General features: G+C 62.2%; 15 protein-coding genes. 12 read left to right on the forward strand and 3 right to left on the reverse strand.

From position 1 onward, the window contains the following. Window positions 1–50: 50 nt before the first annotated feature. The gene (locus tag AC1DZU_RS03495) at window positions 51–203 is read right to left on the reverse strand and encodes a lasso peptide (RefSeq protein WP_095082854.1); all 153 of its coding nucleotides are present in this window, start codon (window positions 201–203) and stop codon (window positions 51–53) included. A 517-nt stretch (window positions 204–720) separates the two neighbouring features. On the opposite strand from AC1DZU_RS03495, the gene AC1DZU_RS03500 reads away from it, so the two are divergent. From AC1DZU_RS03500 to AC1DZU_RS03535, 8 genes are all read left to right on the forward strand, one after another. Continuing rightward, window positions 721–1,851, forward strand: coding sequence for a nucleotidyltransferase family protein (locus AC1DZU_RS03500; RefSeq protein ID WP_477281752.1), 1,131 nt, complete (start codon window positions 721–723; stop codon window positions 1,849–1,851). A 90-nt stretch (window positions 1,852–1,941) separates the two neighbouring features. Further along, window positions 1,942–2,964 carry a glycosyltransferase gene (locus AC1DZU_RS03505; RefSeq protein WP_477281754.1) on the forward strand — a complete coding sequence of 341 codons (1,023 nt, stop codon included), beginning with the start codon at window positions 1,942–1,944 and terminating at the stop codon, window positions 2,962–2,964. 291 nt (window positions 2,965–3,255) lie between these two features. Next, window positions 3,256–3,657, forward strand: coding sequence for a hypothetical protein (locus AC1DZU_RS03510; RefSeq protein ID WP_477281756.1), 402 nt, complete (start codon window positions 3,256–3,258; stop codon window positions 3,655–3,657). Between the two features lie 145 nt (window positions 3,658–3,802). Continuing rightward, window positions 3,803–4,666, forward strand: coding sequence for an endo-1,3-1,4-beta-glycanase ExoK (gene exoK / locus AC1DZU_RS03515; protein WP_477281758.1), 864 nt, complete (start codon window positions 3,803–3,805; stop codon window positions 4,664–4,666). 67 nt (window positions 4,667–4,733) lie between these two features. Continuing rightward, window positions 4,734–6,065, forward strand: coding sequence for a UDP-glucose dehydrogenase family protein (locus tag AC1DZU_RS03520; protein WP_477281760.1), 1,332 nt, complete (start codon window positions 4,734–4,736; stop codon window positions 6,063–6,065). A 67-nt stretch (window positions 6,066–6,132) separates the two neighbouring features. Next, window positions 6,133–7,575 carry a GMC oxidoreductase gene (locus tag AC1DZU_RS03525; protein WP_477281762.1) on the forward strand — a complete coding sequence of 481 codons (1,443 nt, stop codon included), beginning with the start codon at window positions 6,133–6,135 and terminating at the stop codon, window positions 7,573–7,575. A gap of 14 nt (window positions 7,576–7,589) precedes the next feature. Continuing rightward, a complete protein-coding gene (locus AC1DZU_RS03530) occupies window positions 7,590–8,039 on the forward strand; it encodes a hypothetical protein (RefSeq protein WP_477281764.1) in 450 nt (149 codons plus the stop codon). Window positions 8,040–8,105: 66 nt separating this feature from the next. Further along, window positions 8,106–9,185 carry a glycosyltransferase gene (locus tag AC1DZU_RS03535; RefSeq protein ID WP_477281766.1) on the forward strand — a complete coding sequence of 360 codons (1,080 nt, stop codon included), beginning with the start codon at window positions 8,106–8,108 and terminating at the stop codon, window positions 9,183–9,185. Between the two features lie 60 nt (window positions 9,186–9,245). Here AC1DZU_RS03535 and AC1DZU_RS03540 read toward each other — a convergent pair whose 3' ends face one another. Together AC1DZU_RS03540 and AC1DZU_RS03545 are read right to left on the reverse strand one after the other, a co-directional pair. Further along, window positions 9,246–10,268: a phosphoribosyltransferase gene (locus AC1DZU_RS03540; protein ID WP_477281768.1), complete on the reverse strand. Its 1,023-nt coding sequence runs from the start codon at window positions 10,266–10,268 to the stop codon at window positions 9,246–9,248. 51 nt (window positions 10,269–10,319) lie between these two features. Further along, a complete protein-coding gene (locus AC1DZU_RS03545) occupies window positions 10,320–11,816 on the reverse strand; it encodes a lipopolysaccharide biosynthesis protein (protein WP_477281769.1) in 1,497 nt (498 codons plus the stop codon). A gap of 185 nt (window positions 11,817–12,001) precedes the next feature. Between AC1DZU_RS03545 and AC1DZU_RS03550 the strand changes: the two genes are divergently transcribed. The 4 genes from AC1DZU_RS03550 to AC1DZU_RS03565 are packed head-to-tail and all read left to right on the forward strand — an operon-like array spanning window position 12,002 to window position 16,103. Beyond that, on the forward strand, window positions 12,002–13,192 hold the full coding sequence (locus AC1DZU_RS03550) for a glycosyltransferase (RefSeq protein WP_477281770.1): 1,191 nt from the start codon (window positions 12,002–12,004) through the stop codon (window positions 13,190–13,192). Between the two features lie 25 nt (window positions 13,193–13,217). Next, window positions 13,218–14,213 carry a glycosyltransferase family 2 protein gene (locus AC1DZU_RS03555; protein ID WP_477281771.1) on the forward strand — a complete coding sequence of 332 codons (996 nt, stop codon included), beginning with the start codon at window positions 13,218–13,220 and terminating at the stop codon, window positions 14,211–14,213. Next, window positions 14,213–15,163 carry a glycosyltransferase family 2 protein gene (locus AC1DZU_RS03560; RefSeq protein ID WP_477281773.1) on the forward strand — a complete coding sequence of 317 codons (951 nt, stop codon included), beginning with the start codon at window positions 14,213–14,215 and terminating at the stop codon, window positions 15,161–15,163. Before AC1DZU_RS03555 ends, AC1DZU_RS03560 begins: the two co-directional genes overlap by 1 nt. After that, the gene (locus AC1DZU_RS03565; RefSeq protein ID WP_477281775.1) at window positions 15,153–16,103 is read left to right on the forward strand and encodes a glycosyltransferase family 2 protein; all 951 of its coding nucleotides are present in this window, start codon (window positions 15,153–15,155) and stop codon (window positions 16,101–16,103) included. Before AC1DZU_RS03560 ends, AC1DZU_RS03565 begins: the two co-directional genes overlap by 11 nt. The last annotated feature ends 24 nt before the right edge of the window (window positions 16,104–16,127 follow it).

Raw genomic sequence — 16,127 nt, forward strand, 5'->3', positions numbered from 1 at the left:
TTCAGACCCAGAGCCCCAACGTCGTCACTCTGGAGTGGTTGCGATAGGCTTCAGGAAAACGTCAGGTCGCCGATCGGCGTATGCGCGGGAAAAGATGCGTCGATCGCCGTGCTGCCGCCGCCGCCCTGGGTGATGGTTTCGATCGAACCATGCACCGTCAGGCTTGGCGTCTCGTATTCTTGCTTTTCAACATTCTGTTCCATTTTACTCTCCAATAAGGACTGGAAACGGCTTGTCGAGTGCCGTCAGCACTTGCATGCTGCACCGCAATAGCTGCATGGCAGCATTTATGAGTCAAGCCTGATTTACCAGGCATTAATCAATTACGGGTTGCGCACGTCACCTTATGTGTGGGTCATGCCTAAAATATGACGTCTTCTAACCCGATTCCCTATGTTTGGCGACCATGTCGATGTCGATTCTTTAAGCATTTGATTTTGTTTGAATAAAACATTTGCGAAGCGCCTTTATTTTAGGCATCCCTAATAGGGTAAATTCAGTCGGCAAATCCATGGTGAGGCCAGCTGAAAACACCCTGGCAAGGGCGGTATTTCGACAGCGGTTTTGATCATCCTTTCAGAAGTGTCGGTAATCGCTCAGGTTGCAAAATTCTGCACTGCAAAAGGAAAGGCTTTACGCCATCAAGGATTTTGGTGATGCTTGCTTCGCACTTGCAGCATACGCGCCGCGCAAATCGCTTTTTTGGGAGACTGTGGCTAAATGGCCTTGCCGGATGGTTCCTATGAACGACTGCGCGCCGCCGACTGTGCCGACGAGGTTGCCTATGTGCGGGCCTGCCTGCGGTTGTATTTCGCCGGGGCAGGAGCCACCACGGGCGACGTATCGATGCCCGGCCCTGGCGGTGCCAATGTTGCCGACATCGCCAGGCTGAACAAGGTCGCGACGTTCGTCCTCAAGGCCCTGTCACGCGCGCCTGTCAGTGACAGACCGCCCGAGCTTTTCCATTGGCTGGACAGCTACCGCAGGAGGACGGTTTCGATGAACGCGTCCTGCATCATGGACTCCATGGCGATCCATGAGGTGCTGCGCGAAAGCCGGATCGATTTCGTCTTTCTGAAGGGTCCGTTCCAGCAGCAGCTTCTCTACGACGACCACTTCATGAAGCCCTCGGGCGATGTCGACATTCTGGTCTCGCCGGTCGGCTATTTCAAGGCGCGGGATGCGCTGCGCTCGATCGGCTATGAGGTCGCCGGCAAGTCGCGCTCCGTCTGGTGGGTTCGCTTCCTCGGCGAACAGCATATGACGCGCGGCGACGGACCGAGACCGTCCACTGTCGATCTCCACTACCGCCTCCAGCAGCCCGGCTCGCCCAGCCCGCGCGACGCGGACGGGTTTCTGCGGCGAAAGCGACAGGTCGAAATCGCCGGTGCCACGGTGCCGTTCACCTCGGCCCCCGATACGCTGCTTTTGTCCTGCATCAGCGTCGCCAAGGCGCTGTTCAACCGGGAACCCTGCGCGGGCTATGTCTGTGACGTGCGCGCCAGCGCCGGCCGCCTCGACGAGACGGACCAGCGGCTTGTGCTCGACGCCGCGGTGGCGCAGGGGCTGGACGATACGCTGCTGCTTGGTATACGCGCAGCCGATGTACTGCTCGGCGGTGCCGGCACGCTGCTGTCGGAGCGTGCGACGCGCATCCTGTCACGCATCGGCAACGAGGACCTGCTCAGCATGGTCATGGCGCCGTGGCTGTCGTCGCTTCGGTGGCCGCAGCGGCGAACGGTGCTGTGGGAACTGTGCGGCCGCGCGCCGGTCCGCTATCTGGCGGAAGCCGGCTGGGCGGCGTCCGCCGATATCAGCCGCCGCATCTTCGAACGGCCGGGCGGTCGTTGAATGAACACAGATTTGGCGCTGATGGCAATCGGGCATCGAATGGGTACGGGGCGAACACAAATCGGTATCACCTGTACGAGAGGCTAATCCATGTCGATGACGAAATCCCAGGTCTGCGTGATTATCGCGGCCAAAAACGCGGCCGCGACAATCGCCGTCGCCATCGCGTCCGCGTTGCGCGAACCGGAAGTGGCGGAAGTCGTCGTCGTCGACGACGCATCCACCGACGACACCGCGGCCGCCGCGCGATCCGCCGACGACGGCAGCGGCCGGCTTGCGGTGATGCGCCTCGATGTCAATCGCGGCCCCTCCTACGCTCGCAACGCCGCGATCGCCAGTTCGAGATCGCCGTTCATCAGCATTCTCGACGCCGACGATTTTTTCCTCGAAGGCCGGTTTCGCAACCTGTTTGCCGTCGCTGACTGGGATTTCGCGGCGGACAACATCATGCTTATCAGGGATGATGCGACCGGCGACGCGACGAAAATCGTCGCCCCGCAATTTGCCGCGGAGCCGGAATTCCTCGATTTCGAGCGCTTCGTCGAGGGCAATATATCCAGGCGCAGCGTGCAAAGGGGCGAACTGGGCTTCCTCAAGCCGGTGATCAGCCGCGCCTTCCTCGATCGCCATGGGTTGCGTTATGACGAGAGCCTGCGGCTCGGCGAGGACTATGAACTCTACGCCCGCGCGGTCGCCTGCGGGGCGCGCTTCAAGGTCATCCGCTCGTGTGGCTACGGCGCCATCGTCCGCGCCGATTCGCTCAGCGGCCGCCACAAGACGCAGGACCTGAAGCGTCTGGCCGATGCCGATCTGGCGCTGCTGGCGATCGACAGTCTGCCGGAAGGCTCGAAAGCGGTGCTGAGACGGCACGAGCGGCACGTGCGCGACAAATACCGGCTGCGCAATTTCCTCGACGTCAAGGCCGAGCACGGGCTGGCATCGGCAGCGGCCTACGCATTTGCCAGCCAATCCAACCTCGTCCCCATCGTCCAGGGCGTGGCGTCCGACAAGCTCGAGGCGCTGTTTCGCCGCGTCGGCCTCGTGTCCAGGCACAAGCACGTGCCGCCATTGCGTTTTTTGATGGCCGGCACCAGCACCGGCAAGGAGCGGTGAAACTGTCCGTTTCGTCCGGGTTGACCCGCCGGCGACAAGCTCATCGCGCAAACCATTTCGGTCGGATTTATGAGTTTACGAACTGGGCGGTTGCCTCGCGGCCCAGACGATGGCAGTCTATGTTGCGGTGCAGCAAATTGGACGACCAGCCGAACTGGCCCCCGATCGGATTGGTCTGATGTCTCTCCCTCAGGGGAGCAGGACAGAGCAGTATGAGTTTTTTTGAGCCCCGGCTGCGGGGATCGGCCAGAAGCCCGGCCCGTTGGCCGGCGATAACAGGAATCTAAGTTCATGGCTTCGATATTCGGTTTCAGATCCAGGGATCCGGCCCGCGACCGGCAGACCGATGGTTCACGTCTTGATCGCCTGGCAAAGCTGTTTGAGCAGATCGCGGCCGAGATCGAGGCCGAGAGAGTGGGGTTGGAGAATCGCTATCGGACGAAGGCGACCAACGCCGCTTTCCTGGTCGAAGCGATGGAGAACGGCTCCACCTCCGACCGTCGGTCGTCCGAAGTCAGCGCGCTGACGAAGTCGATCCTGAATTGCGAACGCCGCATCGCGGAGCTGTCGCGCCAGAACGGCATGATGAGAGAACTCCGTCATTCGCTGGATACGGTCTTCGACGAGAATACAGCGTCCGATTCGGCCACCACTGCCGAGTACACCAGACCTGCGGGCGCCGGCAGAGGTTGAAAGTGAGGGTCCGGAATTGTTGCAACAGATTTGATGCGAGGCAGGACAGGGGAGGGTCAAGCAGGAGGTCAAGGTTGGCCCGTTCAGGAAGTGGTTCGAACGTCGACTTTGGGTTGGGGATGCACAGCACAAAGGTGAGTTTGGTATGAATTCGAATCCGAAGACTATGTCCACCATCGCAACCGGCGGAACGCCGTTCACACGCCAGGCCAGACAAGCCGGCCTCAGGCAGTTAAGTGCGATCAGCGCGTTGCTGCTCGCCGCTCTCGGGAGCTTGGTGACGGCCCCTGCCCATGCCCAGGATATTCAGTCGTCGCCGTCATTCGTCGATGATTTCACCAGCTTCAATCGCGAACGCTGGTATGTTTCCGACGGTTGGTCGAATGGCAGTCATCAAAACTGCACCTGGTCGAAAGGCCTGGTCGCGCTTTCCGACGGCGTGCTGTCGCTCGGCTTCGAAAAGCAGAAGCTGAAGGACCGCGACTACGCCTGCGGCGAGATCCAGACCAAGCAGCGCTTCGGCTACGGCACCTATGAGGCGCGGATAAAGACCGACACCGGCTCCGGTCTCAATGCGGCTTTCTTCTCCTATATCGGACCGTCCGACAAGCAGCCCTGGGATGAGATCGACTTCGAGGTCCTGACCAAGGACACCTCCAAGGTGCAGGTCAACGCCTACATCGCCGGCAAGGGCAACAATGAGAAGCTGGTCGACGTGGCGGGCGGCACCGACAAGGCCTTCAACGACTACGCCTTCGTCTGGCAGAAGGATAGCTTGCGCTGGTATGTTAACGGCCAACTGGTCAACACGATCACCGATCCGGCGAAACTGCCGATGCATGCCCAGAAGATATTCTTCAGCCTTTGGGGCAGCGACAAGATGACCGGTTGGATGGGAGCGTTCGCCGATCCAGGCCGCAAGCTCACGCTGCAGATCGATCGCGTTGCGTTCACGGCCTTGGGCGAGCCCTGTCAGTTTCCAGAATCGCTGGCATGCAGCATAAAGTAGTTGGGAAAGTCGATTTGAACTGGCCGGGCCGAGAGCGGTCCGCTGCCTTGCATGGGAATGAAATCGAATGAATTTGACGGTCTTTGGAATTGGCTATGTCGGTCTCGTGCAGGCAGCGGTGCTTGCCGAAGTCGGGCACCAGGTGCTGTGCGTCGACATCGATGCCAACAAGGTCGAGCGGCTCAACCAGGGGTTCGTTCCGATTTTCGAGCCGGGGCTCGAAAACCTCGTCAAGGAGAACCACGCCGCTGGCCGCATCAAGTTCACCACCGATGCGGCGGCCGCGGTCAGGCACGGTGAAATCCAGATGATCGCGGTCGGCACGCCGCCGGGCGAGGACGGTTCGGCCGATCTCAAATATGTGTTGGCCGTCGCCGAGACCATCGGTCGTGAGATGGACACCCCCAAGATCATCGTCGGCAAGTCGACCGTGCCGGTCGGCACCTGCGAGAAGGTAAAAGCCAGGATCGCCGAGACGCTGAAGAAAAGAGGGCGCGAGGACCTGTCCTTCGACGTCGCTTCGAATCCGGAATTCCTCAAGGAGGGTTCCGCGGTTGCCGATTGCATGAAGCCCGACCGCATCATCGTCGGCACCGACAGCGAAGGCACCGAAGCGGTGATGCGCGAGCTCTACGCTCCCTTCAACCGCAACCACGAGAAGATGATCGTGATGGACGTGCGCAGCGCCGAATTCACCAAATACGCCGCCAATTGCATGCTGGCGACCAAGATCAGCTTCATGAACGAGATGGCCAACCTGGCCGAGCAGCTCGGCGCCGACATCGAGGAGGTCCGCAAGGGCATCGGCAGCGATCCGCGCATCGGCTATCACTTCATCTATCCCGGGCTTGGTTATGGCGGCTCGTGCTTCCCCAAGGATGTGCGCGCGCTGATCAAGACCGCCGAAGGCGTCAAGTTCGACGCCAAGCTGCTGCGCGCTGTCGAGGAGCGCAACAACGAACAGAAATCCGTCCTGTTCGACAAGGTGAACCGTTATTTCAAGGGCAATCTCAAGGGCAAGACCTTTGCGCTGTGGGGGCTGGCCTTCAAGCCCAACACCGACGACATGCGCGAGGCGCCCGCTCGCACGCTGATGGAGGCGCTGTGGAACGCCGGCGCCAAAGTGCAGGCCTATGACCCCGAGGCGATGCAGGAATGCCAGCATATCTACGGGCTGCGCGACGACCTGTTGTTGTGCGGCACCAAGGAAGCCGCGCTGCGCGGCGCCGATGCCCTGCTGATCGCCACCGAATGGAAGAGTTTCCGCGCGCCGTCCTTCGACGCGATGAAGGATGCGCTGACCACGCCAATCATCTTCGATGGCCGCAACCTCTATGACCCCAAGGTCATCGCCCGCCACGGCATCGAATATCACTCGATCGGCAGAATGGCGGCATGAGGCCGGGAGCGAAGAGCCGGAGGCGGAATCCGGCGGGCGTGCGCGGCGCGGTAAGGAGTTGTGGCTGATGGTGCTGGACGTAAAGCCCGAGCAAATCACCAGCGATCATTTCGATGTCGTCGCGATCGGTTCCGGCTTCGGCTCGGCCTTCTTCCTGCATGAGTTCGCCAAGCGTCGAAAGGCACGCGTCCTGGTGCTCGAATGGGGCCGGCACAACACCCATGAATGGCAGCTCCAGCAGAATGCTAACACCGACATTGACGACGAGACGACCTACAAGACCAATTCCGACAAGCCATGGAATTACACCATCGGACTGGGTGGCGGAACGAACTGCTGGTTCGCGCAGACACCAAGGTTCCATCCCAATGACTTCAGGCTGAAAAGCACCTACGGCATCGGCAATGACTGGCCGATCAGCTATGACGATGTCGAGCCGTTCTACTGCGACGCCGAAGACATCATGTCGATCTCGGGCGATCCCGACATGGCGGCGATGCTGCCACGCTCGAAGCCGTTCCCGCAACCGCCGCATCGCATGTCGACGCCGGACCGGATGATGAAGGCGGCGCAGCCCGGCCAGCATTTCGTCATGCCGACGGCTCGGGCACGTGTGCCGACCGCGCAACGCACCTCGTGCTGTGCCAACCTGCGCTGCTGGCTGTGTCCGGTCGACGCCAAGTTTACCGTCAACAACGGCTTGATGCATGTCTTCGAGCATCCCGACATTTCGGTTTGCCTCGGTGCGGAGGTGCGGCGGCTCGATCACGTCGGTGGCACGGTCCGCTCGGTCACGTTCATGCGTGACGGCAAGGAATACCAGGTCAGCGGCGACCTTTTCATTCTCGGCGCCAATGCCATCCAGAGCGCGGCGATTATGCTGCGGTCCGGCCTGGGCGGCGAATTCGTCGGCCGCGGCCTGCACGAATCCTACGGCTGGAATTTCGAGGTCTATCTCGACGGTGTCGACAATTTCGACGGCAGCACCATCACCACCGGCCTGAACTTCGGCCTCTATGACGGTCCGCACAGATCCGAGCATGCGGCGGCACTGGTCTATTTCGAGAACCGCTGGCAGCACGGAATGCGCGCCGAAAAGGGGCGGCTGCGCCAGGCGCTGCCGCTCGTGGTGGTCACCGAAAACCTGCTCGACCACGAAAATTTCGTCACCCTCGACGAAGACGACAACGCCTTCGTCAGCTTTAAGGCGCCGTCGGACTACGCGGTCAAGGGCATGGCCCGCGCGCTGGAGAAATTGCCTGACCTTCTGGCTCCGCTGCCGGTCGAAAAGCTATTTGATCGCGGCATCCGGCCAACCGAATCGCACGTCCAGGGCACCTTGAGGATGGGAACCGGCCCGGCCGATTCGGTCATCGACAGCGACATGATCCACCACCAGTTGAGAAACCTGGTTGTCGTCGGCACCAGCACCTATCCGAGCTGTTCCTGCGCCAACCCGAGCCTGACCGCCGCGGCCCTCTCCCTGAGGGCGGCGAGCCGCATGGCGTGAGAGGAGGGCATCGGATGATCGAAGTTTCCAGACGCTCGGCCTTGGCCATCGTGGCCGGTGGGGTGGTGTCGACGGGCGTTGCCTTTGCCGCCGTCAGCTCGTTTTCCGATGAGGACCTGGTGCGCGTCACCCTCGAAAAATACCTCGGCAGGCTCAACATCCGCATCGAGCATCTGCAGCAGTTCGTGCTGGAGTTCCGCAACCGGAACCCGTGGATATTTCCCAGTGACAAGCTTAGCGACGCCGTCACCCTGGTCGAGGAGCTCAAATTGGGCGCCGTCCGCCGCCTCCTGCCCCAGGAGAAGCGGGAAGATCTGATCCAATTTGATCGCTGGGTCATCGCCGAATTCCATATGTTGACGGACTACGCATGGCGCAGTTCGGCCAATGACCCGATCCGATTTACCGGCTGGCAATCCTGTACCAATCCGTTCGCGAATCTGGAGCCGCCGAAACTCGCCTGACGTCGAAAGCGAGGCGCCGCCGGTGCCTCGAAACGAAATACGATATGCGACAAGGAGCCCGATCCCATGAAAGTCCTTTTTGCAGGTGGCAGCGGCTATCCACCCGAGTTCAGCGGCGGCGTTCAGTCGAGCACCCACCATCTGGCCGAACAGTTGATCGAACATGGCCATGAAGCCGCGGTGCTGGCCGCCCTGTTCGGCGACGGTGTCTTCGGCTTGAAGGCGCGCGCCAAGATGAAGCTGCTGCGGCAGCCGGCGGTCGTCGACAGCTACCCCGGCTATCCGGTGATGCGGGCCTGGTTTCCCTGGGAAGCGGCGGCCTTTGCCGTCGACAGGCTGAAGCCGGACGTGGCCGTCGTCCAGTGTCACAAATCGGTTCCGATCGGCAAGGCGCTGCAGGCGGAGGGCGTGCCTTTGGTCGTCTATCTCCGAAATGTCGAATTCCATGAACTGGGCGGCGATCTGCGCGAGCTGCGTTCCGCGCTTTACATCGCCAATTCCGAGTTCACCGCGCGCACCTATAAGAACGAGTTCGACATCAACGCGACGGTGATCCCGCCGACCATCAATCCGGCGCATTACAGCACGCCGACGACGGGCCAGTTTGTCACGCTGATCAATCCCTATGAGGAAAAGGGTTTTGAGCTTGCGGTGCGTATTGCAGGCGCCTGCCCCGAGATACCGTTCCTGTTCGTTGAAAGCTGGAAGCTGGAAGACGATCATCGGGCGCGGATCGAACAGACGATCGCGCCTTTGGGCAATGTCGTGCTGGAGAGCCGCACCAGCGACATGAAGACGGTCTACGGCCGCACCAAGATCCTGCTTGCTCCCAGCAAATGGGAGGAGGCCTGGGGCCGCGTCGCGTCGGAAGCCCATTGCAGCGGAATCCCGGTCGTCGGCTCGCGGCGCGGCGGTCTGCCCGAGGCGATCGGCTCGGGCGGTGTGGTGCTCGACTACGATGCACCGCTCGCCGACTGGGTCGCGGCCGTCAGGCGGCTGTGGAACGACAGCCAGGAATATGACCGGGTCTCGGGCCTCGCGCGCAGCTTCGCCGGGCGGCCCGAACTGGAACCCGACCGCCAGTTTATTACCTTCTTCTCGATAGTGGACAGGGCGATACAGCAGCGCGCGCGGCAAGCCGCTTAACCCGGGCTCGCGGCGCCAGCCGCGGAGCAACTCGCGGTAAGCCTCGTAGCGTCGTGCGGATCAGGCCGGGCGCTTGACCCGGCTCTTCAGCGTCTCGTAACCGCGGGCGCCGAGCAGGGCGCGGGCAAGAGTCTTGGCGGCGCTCTTGCGGCCCTCTTGCGAGTTGATCTGGCGCAGCCTTGCCGGCAGGTTGCGGGCCGCCTGGCCAAGTGCCGGCAGCGACAGCGCTTCGGGAAAACTCACCATATGCGTTTCGACGCACAGCACCGGCTTACCGGACAGTTCGGTGATCCTCAGCGCCTGCTCGTGCTCGCTTTCGATGAACAGGATGGCATTGGATTTGCGGTAGAAATCGGCCTTGAAACTGCCATGCGCACCAAGCCTCTGCCGCTCCGCCTTGCTCGGCAGATCGAGCATGATCAACTGGTCGTATTTGATCTCGTGCTTGGCGAGCCAAGCTTCGGTCAGCGCGCGATATTTCTCCAGCCGGCTGGTGACCAGCCAGCCGATCTTGTGGGTCGCAACATGGAGAGGCCGCGCCTCGCTGAGGAATTTCTCATAGGCCGGGCCATCGTCGTTTTCGGCTTCGGTCGGATCCAGGCACAGCACGCCGTCAATGTCGACGCAGCATTGCGCCAGGAATTTGTGATGCATGAAGTTCCACTGGAACATGCGCGGATGCGGCACGACCTCGAAGACGACATCGGTCTCCTGGTGCTGCGGCTGCAGGCCGAACACTGCGGCAAAGGTGAAGTCGGCCTCGATGCCGGCAGCATGAATACGGGAGCGCGCGTCGCGCATGGCGTTGCCGCCGGCGACGCTGTCGTCGATCACCAGCACCTTGCGCATTTCGGAGACCTTGCGGTCGAGTGCCGCCCGGCGCTTGGTGATGCCCGACGTGTAGATCCGCCCGGCCAGGAAGCTGTCCAGATCGGTCATCGGAATGTTTGCCGCCAGGCTCACCAGCGTCGCCGCGAGCACACCGCTTCTGGGAACGCCGACGACCAGGTCGATGTCGCGCGGCAGCCGGTGCAGGCCCTTGACGATGGCGTCGTTCATGTCGGAAATCGATCGGTAGTGCATGGGTCAGACCTGGTCCTGCATTGAATGTCCGTACCTGTTGAGGTCGCGCAACTATTGCGCCTCGCGTGGTGCTGCCGCGGGCAGCCTTGCCGGCAGCATCTTCAAGGCCTCGCGCAGGGCTTCGCGGCCGGATGCGAATGCCAACGCGACGACGATGGTGATTAGATAGGCGAGAACGGCGCCGCTGGCCAAGCCAATGACATGCTGCTGCGGCAACAGCGGCTTGATGAACCAGATGGCGGCGAGCGCCAGATGGGCGCCAAGCACGAACGGCGTTGCCGCGCGAAGCACGTGGTGCGCCTGCAGCGGACCGCTCTTGCCGACATAGAGCCACAGGAATGGCGTCCTCAGATACTCGCTGATCGCATAGGCAATCGCCACGCCCAGCGCGCCATAGGGCAGGCCGAGTGCGAAGGCCAGCACCGACGTCACGGCCGTTATGATGCCCCAGCGCATGAAATCGCCGGAGCGGCCCTGGCTAACGAAAAGCCATCCCGCCGGATTGTTCAGCGGCTGCAGCAGCCCGGCAAAGCCGAGCGCCAGAAAAATGTCTGCGCTCGCGCGCCACTGCTCGCCGAGCACGAAGGGGATCAGCACGTCCGACATCGCGGTGGCGAAGGCGACGCCGGGAAGTGCCACCAGCAGGATCAGCGGCATGACGCGCAGATAGGCGCTGCGGTAGCGGTCCGGCTCGTCTTTCAGCCTGGACAGCGCCGGAACCATCACCTTCGACAACGGATTGGTGATCTGGCTCAGCGGAAACAAAAGCAGCTTATAGGCGCGGTCATAAAGGCCGAGTTGGGCTTCGCCCCAGTATTTGCCGATCAGGACATTGTCGAGGTTGCGGGCAAAGAAATTGGCGAAGTTGAAGCCGGTGATGCCGGCGCCGAAATGGATCAATTCGCTGATTCCGGCGACCTTGCGCGGCAGGCCGGGACGCCAGCGCGAGCTTGTCCAGTAGCAGAGCGTCGGCAGCACGGAACCGGTCAGCGTGCCGGCAAACAGTGCCCAATAGGAGCGGTCGATGAAAGTCCAGGCGATCGATACCGCGAGCCCCGCAATGGCACTGACGACGTCGATGATGGCCAGCCGGCCGAATTGCATGCGGCGCGTCAAAAGCGCCAGGTGCTGGGCGCCCAGCCCATAGGCCATGATCTGCAGCCCGAACGCCGCCACCAGGCCAGCCACGCGCGGCTCGCCGTAGAAAGCGGCGACCAGAGGGGCGGCACCTGCGAGCACGCAGGCCAGAATCGCGCTGACGGCCACATTGATCCAGAAGAGGTAGTTCACCTCCTCATGCCGGATCCCGCTCTTCTGGATTGTCGCCTGGGTCAGGCCGAAATCCTGGAACAGCGCGATGAAGGCCAGCACCGGCGCGCACATCGCCACGACGCCGAAGTCCTGCGGCGACAAAAGCCGCGATAGCACGATGACGGATATGATCTGTGTCGCGACCCGCACCGATTGCGCCATGGCCGTGACAACCGCGCCGCGCCCAACGGATTTGCGCAGGGAGCCTTCCGGCGGATCGAATGCATTGGCTTCCAAATTCAGGATTCCTGACTTTTGTGCGGATTTCTGAGCCCGAAAAATCCACCACCGCCGCCAACGACAAACTACGGCAATAATTTTGCAGTGCAACAGAAAACGTGGATCGTCGCGCCAAAAATGTTGCGATGCAGCAAGAGCTGTACTAGGCTCTCCTTGGGTGGGCCAACAGCGGTCGAGTTTTCATGCTGCATGTCTTGTACCTTGTGCACGACGTCTCCGATCCGGCCGTGCGCCGGAGGATCATAATGCTCAGGGCAGGTGGGGCCGAGGTCACATTGGCCGGCTTCCGTCGCACCACAAATCCGATTGCGGATATCGAGGGATTGCGGCCGATCGACCTTGGCGCGACGCGTGACGGGCGATTCGGCCAGCGGCTCGCGGCGATCGCCAAGGCCGCGTTCTCGATCGGCTCCAGGCTTGGCGACACGCCCAGGCCCAATCTCATCATCGCGCGCAACCTGGAAATGCTGGCGCTTGCCCGTCGCGCCAGATCCGCCTTCGGTGCATTGGTTCCGATCGTATACGAGTGCCTCGACATTCATCGCCTTGTGCTTCGCAAAGATGTCCTGGGCAAGGCGTTGCGCGCCGTCGAACGCTTCCTGGCCAGGGACGTGAAGCTGCTGGTGACCAGTTCGCCTGCCTTCATCGCCAATTATTTCAAGCCATTCGGCCAGGTCGCGGCGCCGATCGAACTGGTCGAGAACAAGTATTTCGAGGCAGCCGCGATTTTGCCCGGCAGCCCTGAAGCGCCCGTTAGCCCTGAGGCGGTTGAGAGTCCCGTCGGACCGCCATGGCGAATCGGCTGGTTCGGCGCACTGCGCTGCCGCCGCTCGCTCGAACTGCTGGCCGATTTCTCCCGCCGGATGGAGGGACGCTTCGAGGTCGTGCTGCGCGGCCGTCCGGCCCTGTCCGAATTCTCGGATTTCCATGCTTTCGTCGAATCAGAGCCGTGGCTCTCGTTTGGCGGGCCCTATCGCAATCCGGAGGACATGGCGTCGATCTATGGCGACGTCCATTTTTCCTGGGCGATCGATTTCTTCGAAGCGGGACAGAATTCCGAATGGCTGCTGCCCAACCGTCTTTACGAAGGCTGCCGCTTCGGCGCGGTGCCGATCTCGATGGGCGACACCGAAACCGGGCGGTTCCTCAGCGAGCAGGATATCGGCATTCTCTTGCCGGAGGCTTCGCCGGGGGCGCTCGAAGCGACGCTTGGCAAGATGGATGAGCATCGTTTCGCCAGGTTGAAGGCGCATGTTCGTGCCCGCAACCCGAGGACCTGGAGCTACGACCGCAGCGATTGTCGGGCGCTTGTCGAGCGGCTACGCAGCCTGACCGCCGTATCCGGTTCGTTTGCAGCCGAGGCATTGGCGTAGGATGACTGAACATGGACAGAGGCTGATGACGCAGACTAAAAAACCTTCATCCAGCCTGATCGTTATTCCGTGCCTGAACGAAGCGGCCCATATCGGTGTGCTGCTCGATCAACTGCGCCCCGCCGCGGCAAGGCTTTGCGCCAGGATCATCGTCACCGACGGCGGCAGCACCGACGGCACGCTGGCTATCGTCAAGGACATCGCAAGCAAGGATCCGCGCGTTATCCTGCTTCACAACGAACGGCGCATCCAAAGCGCGGCGATAAATCTCGCCGTCGGCACCTTCGGCGAAGGTGCCGACTATCTCATCCGCATCGATGCGCATGGCGGCTATCCCGACGACTATTGCGACCGGCTGGTTGAGGAGGCATTGGCCACCGGAGCGGATTCGGTTGTCGTTTCGATGCTGACCAGCGGCAGCAGCACCGTGCAGAAGGCGGCCGCGGCTGCACAGAATTCCAAGCTCGGCACCGGCGGCTCCAAGCACCGGCACCGTTCCGCCGGAGAGTGGGTCGATCACGGCCATCACGCGCTGATTAGGATATCGGCGTTCGGTTCTGTCGGCGGCTATGACGAGACGTTCAGCCACAACGAGGATGCCGAGCTCGACTACAGGCTGAGACAGGCCGGCTACAAGATCTGGATGAGCGGCAAGACGCATATGATCTACTACCCGCGCACCTCGCTCAGCGGCCTCTATTTCCAGTATCTCGGCTATGGTCGCGGCCGCGCCAAGAATGTGCTGAAGCACCGCGTCATCCCGAAGATCCGTCAGATCGTGCCACTCCTGGTGTTTCCAGTCGTGCTGCTGGCGGCGCTCTCATTCGTGCACTGGCTGGCGGCGGTGCCGCTGCTGCTGTGGGCCTCGGTGTGCCAGGGTTACGGCCTGTGGACGGCCATCCGCCAGCGCAATGCCGACATCGCGCTGGCCGGCGTCTCGGCGATGGTCATGCATCTTGGTTGGTCGATCGGCTTCTGGCTTCAGCTTCTCGGCCTCGGGTCGCGGCGCGGGGTGGCGTGATGGCGGCGCAGGCCAAGAAGTTCAGCATCGACATCGGCGTCTGCACGTTCCGGCGGCCGGAACTGGCCGACACGCTGCGTTCGCTCGACGCCATGCAGATGCCGGCCGGGTTCGCTATCAGCATCATCGTCGCCGACAATGACGACACGCCGACCGCCCGGGAGCTGGTGACGGTGCTGTCGCGGGAATTGACGGTGCCAGTCCGCTATCAGCATTGCCCGGCGCGCAATATTTCGATTGCCCGCAACGCTTGCCTCGACGCCAGCACGGCGGATTTCGTCGCTTTCATCGACGACGACGAGACGGCCACGCCGCGCTGGCTCGCCGAACTGGTCGCGACGGCGCAAGCGAGCGGTGCAGCCGCCGTGCTCGGCCCGGTCCGGGCGCGTTATCGTCCGGATGCGCCAGACTGGATGCAGCGCGGCGATTTCCATTCGACCTTGCCGGTATGGGTGCGCGGCGAGATCCAGACCGGCTACACCTGCAACGTTCTGCTCCGCATGGGGTCGGACAGCCTGCGTGGCCGCCGCTTCAGCCTGGCGCGCGGCCAGACCGGCGGCGAGGACACCGAGTTCTTCGACCAGATGCACAAAGCGGGCGGCCGCATCGTCTTTTCGCCTGACGCCTGGGTTGACGAGGTGGTGCCACGCTTGAGGGCGGCATTCGACTGGCTCGGGCGCCGACGCTTCCGCGTCGGGCAGACGCACGGGCATCTTCTGGGGCGCAACGCGCGCGGCATCGCCCTGGTCAAGCAGGTCGGCCTGGCGTCGGCAAAGGCCATCTATTGCTTCGCCTCTGCGCTTCCGGTCGTCATCAGCCCGGTTCGAAGGAACCGCAGCGTGCTGCGCGGCATTATGCATGTCGGTGTCGTCAGCGGCCTTGTCGGCATCCGCGAAATCCGCCTCTACGGCCAGCCTTCGCCGCAGGAAGGGGGCAAGCGTGCAGCCTGACGTCAGCTTTGTCATAGCCGCCTATAACGCCGAGGCGACCCTCGACCGGGCGATCGCCAGCGCCATCGCGCAGAAAAACGTCAGCGTCGAAATCATCGTCGTCGACGACAAGTCGCGGGACGCGACGCTCGATGTGGCGCGGGCCTATCCGCAAGATATCGTTCGCGTCGTCGCCCTGGCCAACAATCGCGGTCCCGGCGGCGCCAGGAATGCCGGGCTCGATGTCGCCCGCGGCAGATGGATCGCGGTTCTCGATTCCGACGACGCCGTTTTTCCCGACCGCATCGCGGCCATGATCGCTCGTGCCGAAAAGGCGGGCGCCGAGATCGCCGTCGACAATTTGCAGGTCATTCGCGAGGACGGTGTCGTCGAGGACGCGATGTTTCCGACGCGCTATCTGGAGGATTTGAGCGAAATCTCGCTGGCCAGCTACATCGCCGGCAACGTCGTTTTCGAATCGAAGTTCAACCTCGGCTACCTCAAGCCGATCTTCCAGCGTGCGTTCCTGGACGAAAACGAGCTTCGCTATGATGAAAAACTGAGCATCGGCGAAGACTACATCCTGCTCGCCAACGCCTTGGCCAAGGGCGGCAAATGCGTGGTCGAGCCGGCGATCGGCTATGCCTATCATATCCGCAGAGGCTCCATCTCCCGCGTGCTCGAGCTTCACCACGTCGAAGCGATGCGCAAGGCAGATGCCGTGTTCGCTCAAACCCATTCGATGGACGAGGCCGCGCAAGTCGCGTTCGCCCGGCGCAGCCGCAGCCTGCGCAAGGCCGCATCGTTCCTGTCTATGGTTCAGCACATCAAGGCGCGGTCCCCGCTCAAGGCGATCCGGACTGCGCTCAGCGACCCGGCGGCGGTCAGGCATATGGGCATGCCGATCGCCGTGCGGTTGCGAAGAGTAGCGGCACAGTTTGCCGTTGGGGTGGGGAGGTGAAGATGCAGGCACATGAAGGGATTT

It is taken from the genome of Mesorhizobium sp. P2_A12, assembly GCF_056405075.1.